Here is a 5,368-nt window from a genome sequence, read left to right as displayed (position 1 = left end):
TCATTCAATTCTACAAAGAAGGAGAAAATTCCTTTAAAAAAATCACAAAATAGAAAAATTTACGTGCGGAATATGCGATGCATACTTTTTATTTGTCCATTTGACTGCCCAATTATAAAAAGCATATAAAACATAAAAATAGATTTTTTATTTGTTCCTTTGGGATTCAACCTGATTCCTTCTTCAAAATGTTTCTGATGTTCTTTTACAAACCGTTTTAATCCTCTTATTGTAATAGCAGATTCTTGTAGTAACTTTTGAATGTTGTTGAGTATTAAAGTTATTACTTCTTGCGTTGGCTCCGCAATAAGATTTAGTTTTTCAAGAAATAATTTATAATTTGTGACATATAGCAGTTTATACTGAAGTGTATTGTCTGTCATGTCTTTGGGTATCATTGCTGTTAAACCAAGACCTATATTTTTCTGCTCAAAACTGTTGATAAAATGTTCCTGGAAGCTTTCAATATCAGTATCTTCAAAACTGATATGTTTTGCATCAAGAGACAATTCTTGGAATATCACATTATTTTTACAATCATCTAATGGTAAGTCACAAACTCGTACATTATAAATAGCAATACCAAATAAATCTATAATTACATTTATCGAGTTATCGTGTGCCACATATGATAATAGGGCATGACTTCCAAATTTCACTGTATTATTGAACAATGCATATATTTCAGGATTGCTAACAATCGATACAATTCTTTCTCCCTTGTTGCTTGTTATAAAATCGATAATTGTTGCGAATTCATCTTTTTTTAAATTGACTTTGTTCTTTGCACAGTACCATTCAAATGCAATTTTTGCTACCATTCTAAACATAGCCTTACTAAAAAATACTGACAAATCTAGCGATACCCTTTTTTCAATTTCTATCTGATTGACATCAATTTCACTGACGTTTGTATCATCTGCAGCCTTAATTTTCTTTATTTCATCAATCGGACCCAATAAAGACTTTCCATCAACACTACGCATCTTCTTGTTTCCACCAAACAATTCAGTTTCAGAGGACATTTTTGTATTATAATCAGTATCACCAACAGTAATTATTGCTTCATAAGATGCATATCTTTTTCCTTTACTTGATTTAATATCAAGTTCATTGGTTATCAATGCCAGTTTTTTGATAACCTCATCCTCGAACATATCACTAAATTTATTATTATGCTCAATCCTACATACATTCGGATTTATTATCTTGGCATTAGTAAGGGCATCTGGAATTATATCAGACTTTGATAAATCCTCAGTAATACCACAATATATACATCCATTTTCCATTAGATCACCCCATATCAATCAATATTCACATTTCTTTATGAATATCAGCAATCAAGGCTCTACATTCAGATTGAGCTGCTTCAAGCAACTTATAATTTTCTGATTTTCCAATACGTAACTTTCTTATTTCAGAAATCTGATTGTCAATTTCAGAAATACGCAAATGATAGTTATTTGCTAAGTATTCACTTATTGCTTTATTAAAATGCTTTACTAGTTCGTTTGCTGCATCATTAAAGCCTGCACGAAGTTTTTCTCTATTGCTCCTCATTTCTTGTTGACGCTTATCTGCATCAACATCTTCTTTAGCTTGCATGCCAAGAGAAAAAACAACTCCGAAAACCCCAAGTACTTTACCAGCAACATTTATTCCTTTCACCCACTTGACAGCTTCCCATGGTTTAAAACTATGCCCAAAAAAGTGACCTATATCTAATACCATTTGATGGATATTACTACCTGAAAATGCTCTCAAACCATTGGCGGTCGCATTTGTTCCGATAGTATTTGAAATAATCTTATTGCTACCTTGTGCCAAAACATCAGAATTAAAAATACGATTTACTAGTGGGTTTCCTTTTTTATATTTCTCACTAAGCCGAAACTGTAGATTTTTAGAAAAATCAGTCTTATAGAATTCATCTAATTCAGATTTACAATCAGATGATAGTTTTTCCAGCTCCGAAATAACATTGTCCAAACAGGTTGACGATATTTTTTCAACTTCATGATAAGCAGTTTCAATTGCATTATTTGCATCATTTTCATTTGAATAATCATAGATTGAATTGGCAATGTTGCGTCCTTTATCCCTAATGCTAGTTGCTGCTTCTTCATATATTATTTTCACTTGTTGTTCAATTCTCCACTGAGTAGAAAACAATATTCTTCTTTCTTGAAGTAAATGTTCCTCAAGAGCATCAACATCATCATCTCCAGATGAAGGTTCAAATTGAGTAATAGCTTTTTGTAAAACATCATATATCTTGTACAATGCAGTTGTTAATCTCGATGAAATGGATCTTTCTTTAACAAAATCATTTATAGTACTTACAAGCCCTTCATAATTGCTACGAATGCGTAATTCATCCGCTATTTCCGCATCCTCTTCCGTTAAACTATCCAAATAAGATTCCACATCAACAAAACATGTTCTTAATTGCTCTGGAGTGTAAGGATCAGTAACTATTTTTAGATTTTCTAGTTTGATAAGCTGATTTTCTATTGTATTTCCAACATCAGCCATTTTATTTACAATCAAAATCATCTCACCAGCTTTATCCTTATCCAATAATAATTTTCTAAAGTTTTGTCCTATGTATGAATCAAACAACTCGTGTGTTATAACATAGACAAGCATATCTGCATTTGAAATAGCACGATAGGAAATATCATCGTGGTCTGGGCGTAATGTAGTATGAATGCCAGGTGTGTCAATAACGTTTATACCATTCCACTCATACACCTGTGGTTCTTGTGTAGTAATTTTTTCTCCTGTTGCAATGCTACTTATACCTGTAAGCGCTTTAAGAATAGTAGATTTACCAGCACTATATTGGCCAGCAAAGACAAGACTTATAGGTTTATCACTTTCATAAACGTTTTTTGGCAAATGGCTTTTTTCAATTCCAATTTTATCTAGTACGTTAATGACTTTATCAAGTAACTCCTTGCTTTTAGCTGTCCATATAGCTAAAGAAATAGTATTTTGATTATTCACTGTAACTCCTCCTTTTTTATTTCATAATTAGTAATTCTGTCAATTGTTGTGCTAATCGAACACGATTTACTGTAATCCCATCTAAATCATCTATATTAGGAATATGTGCAATCCTAGGCTCATCATTTATGTATTGAATCCTAATTGAATTTTTGTCGCATCCCTTGCCAATCGCCTGTGTTAGTATAGATTTTAGGTTGTTGGTGTTAAAAACAAACCATACTTTCTCTTTTAATATATAAGATAAAGCTTTCCTTGCATCATTTGGAAATCTCTTACCATCTTCAAGCACTATCATCATCGCGTTGCCAGGAATCCTTACAACATTCGTAATATGCCATTCAAGACCAGAAAAACCTGTATAATCTAATGCCTCAGTAATTAATACACTGTTCATTTCATTGAGTTTTGCATTTAAGGCCTTAGCAAAATCCTGCTGTGTTTTTGATAGCATAAAAACCGAGTTGATTGTTTCATCAATTGCGTTTAAAGTTGGATATAATTGTTTTTTCAATAAATCTCTATATAACACGTCAAGCATTTTCTTCTTTAAATCATTAATCATTTTATCGAGATTTGTAATTAATTTTTTCTCCAGCCTCTTACGTGCATCAAGAACTTTCTTTTCACGATCGCTAAATAGAAATGAACCAAGCCAACCAACTAATCCGACAGCAAGCCCCGCCCAACCAATGGGTCCTGAAACAAACAAACCAGCTATCATTAGCCCCCCACTTACCAGTGTAGTAGCCCAATTCCATATACGCTTCCCATCAATTAGAAAAGGCATATTGATTGATTTATCAGAAAAAACCGCGTGTGAAAATTTGAGCTCCGAATTTATTTCTCTGCAAATTTCTTGAAGTTCTTCTTCACATTCCATTCCAAGTTGTTTTAATAGACTTGCAGCACGTGACTCTATGTTATGATTTTGTAGTATGCTCTTCCATGTATGTTCAGCACTAGTGTTATCATAATTATCTTCAGCAAAAGAAGCTACTTCTTTTAGCAGTTCACCAGAAATAGTTGATAATAATGATTCTATTCTCTTTTTTGCATCAGATTCAAAATCAATAGTCCACTTTTTTAATTTCCGTTTTTTACTTATTAAAATAGAGCCCTGCTCACTATTTTGTGCACTTTGCCGAAACAAAGTCTCAAATGCATCAACAACCGGAACAACAACAATATCGGAAAATGATTTCAATTTATAAAACTTCCCATTTTTTATAACTTCGTTGATGACTAATTTTTCAAGATAACCAAAACGACTTAGTTTATATAAGTCATTACCATTAACCTCCGATTCAGTCTGTTGTGAGAGATAGGCAGATTTTAAATGAACATAGGCAAAGCGAAGGTAATCCCAATTTTGTCCATACTGAGTACCAAATTCAAGAAATTGACTTCTTATTGAATCTAATCTAGTCATATCCATTTTTTTCTGAATGTCACGTGCAAACATTTTTGGATTTGTTCCTAAATCAATATTTGCTTTAACATTAATAATACAAATCACTGGTTTTCCTAATCTCAAAATCTTATCTAAACACTCTGCTTCGCTGGCTTGTGGGGCATCATCTGTAATTAAGAATAAAATCAAATCGCATTTTTTTGCAGCTTCAAAAGCGATATCTTCATCTTCTTGCCCTTCGAATGCAGCAATCCCTGGAACATCTGTAATCATCATACCGTTGTATGAATAAGTTCTAACATCTCTAGTTGTCCTTTGGGCACCTTTTCCAATAGACGTACCGTTGCCGTGAGTAAGTATTTCCATCAAAGTCGATTTACCTGCCATCGTGCGCCCAAAAAGTGTTATTGAAAACGAGCTTTTGGAAATTGCCTCTAAATCTATATTTAGTTGATATGGCATTTCTTCAAAATTTTGCTTAATTGACGCTAATTGTACTGAAAGACTCTTTGTGATATTCCGCTCATTGATATTGCTCTTTTCCAAAGTGTTAATATTCTCTTGTAGTCTCATTGAAACTGAATCAACTGTACGTTTCAACAAAGAAACTGCATCATCAGCAAGTTTATAACCACGTTTAGCATACTCCTTAGATTCTGATAATGCAGCAGCCAAATCTATTATATTTTCTGATTGCTTGTACTTATCCACTAAGTTGCTCATCCTCGCACCTCTCAATCACAAAAACTTGATTTGTATTTCATCAGTGTATCTTCTACCTCGCGCCAGATTGTTACCGTTTCACCGTCATCCTCAAATACTTTACCGTGGCTCTTAGGTCCATCCAACTTCATCTGTGAGTAATTAGGGCTTGCTGAACGAATCAAATTTGGTCAGATACAAGCCAAATTCCGATTATCAAAATATAAAATAGTGTTGTGT

3 protein-coding genes are annotated in these 5,368 nt (G+C 33.0%); all 3 read right to left on the bottom strand.

All coding sequences use genetic code 11. The features are described 5' to 3' along the window. Nucleotides 1-59: 59 nt before the first annotated feature. Genes NFR98_RS15500 through NFR98_RS15490 form a run of 3 tightly spaced genes read right to left on the bottom strand, consistent with a single transcriptional unit; the run spans nucleotide 60 to nucleotide 5,149 of the window. Nucleotides 60-1,292 carry a hypothetical protein gene (locus NFR98_RS15500; protein ID WP_251460559.1) on the bottom strand — a complete coding sequence of 411 codons (1,233 nt, stop codon included), beginning with the start codon at nucleotides 1,290-1,292 and terminating at the stop codon, nucleotides 60-62. Nucleotides 1,293-1,317: 25 nt separating this feature from the next. Continuing rightward, a complete protein-coding gene (locus NFR98_RS15495) occupies nucleotides 1,318-3,012 on the bottom strand; it encodes a GTPase (RefSeq protein WP_211062262.1) in 1,695 nt (564 codons plus the stop codon). A gap of 16 nt (nucleotides 3,013-3,028) precedes the next feature. Beyond that, nucleotides 3,029-5,149 (bottom strand): GTPase domain-containing protein, encoded by a 2,121-nt coding sequence (locus NFR98_RS15490; RefSeq protein WP_211062261.1) that lies wholly within the window; start codon nucleotides 5,147-5,149, stop codon nucleotides 3,029-3,031. Nucleotides 5,150-5,368 lie beyond the last annotated feature (219 nt).

The sequence above is a fragment of the Weizmannia agrestimuris genome (genome assembly GCF_943193165.1).
In the GTDB taxonomy this organism is placed as follows: domain Bacteria; phylum Bacillota; class Bacilli; order Bacillales; family Bacillaceae_C; genus Weizmannia; species Weizmannia faecalis.
The sequence above is the reverse complement of the archived record's forward strand: the minus strand, read 5'-3'. Positions and strand labels throughout refer to the sequence as shown.

What these genes read in the sequence shown, in the direction of transcription:
- NFR98_RS15490 (WP_211062261.1), bottom strand. Translation starts at nt 5,149, where the DNA reads ATGAGCAACTTAGTGGATAAGTACAAGCAATCAGAAAATATAATAGAT.
- NFR98_RS15500 (WP_251460559.1), bottom strand. Translation starts at nt 1,292, where the DNA reads ATGGAAAATGGATGTATATATTGTGGTATTACTGAGGATTTATCAAAG.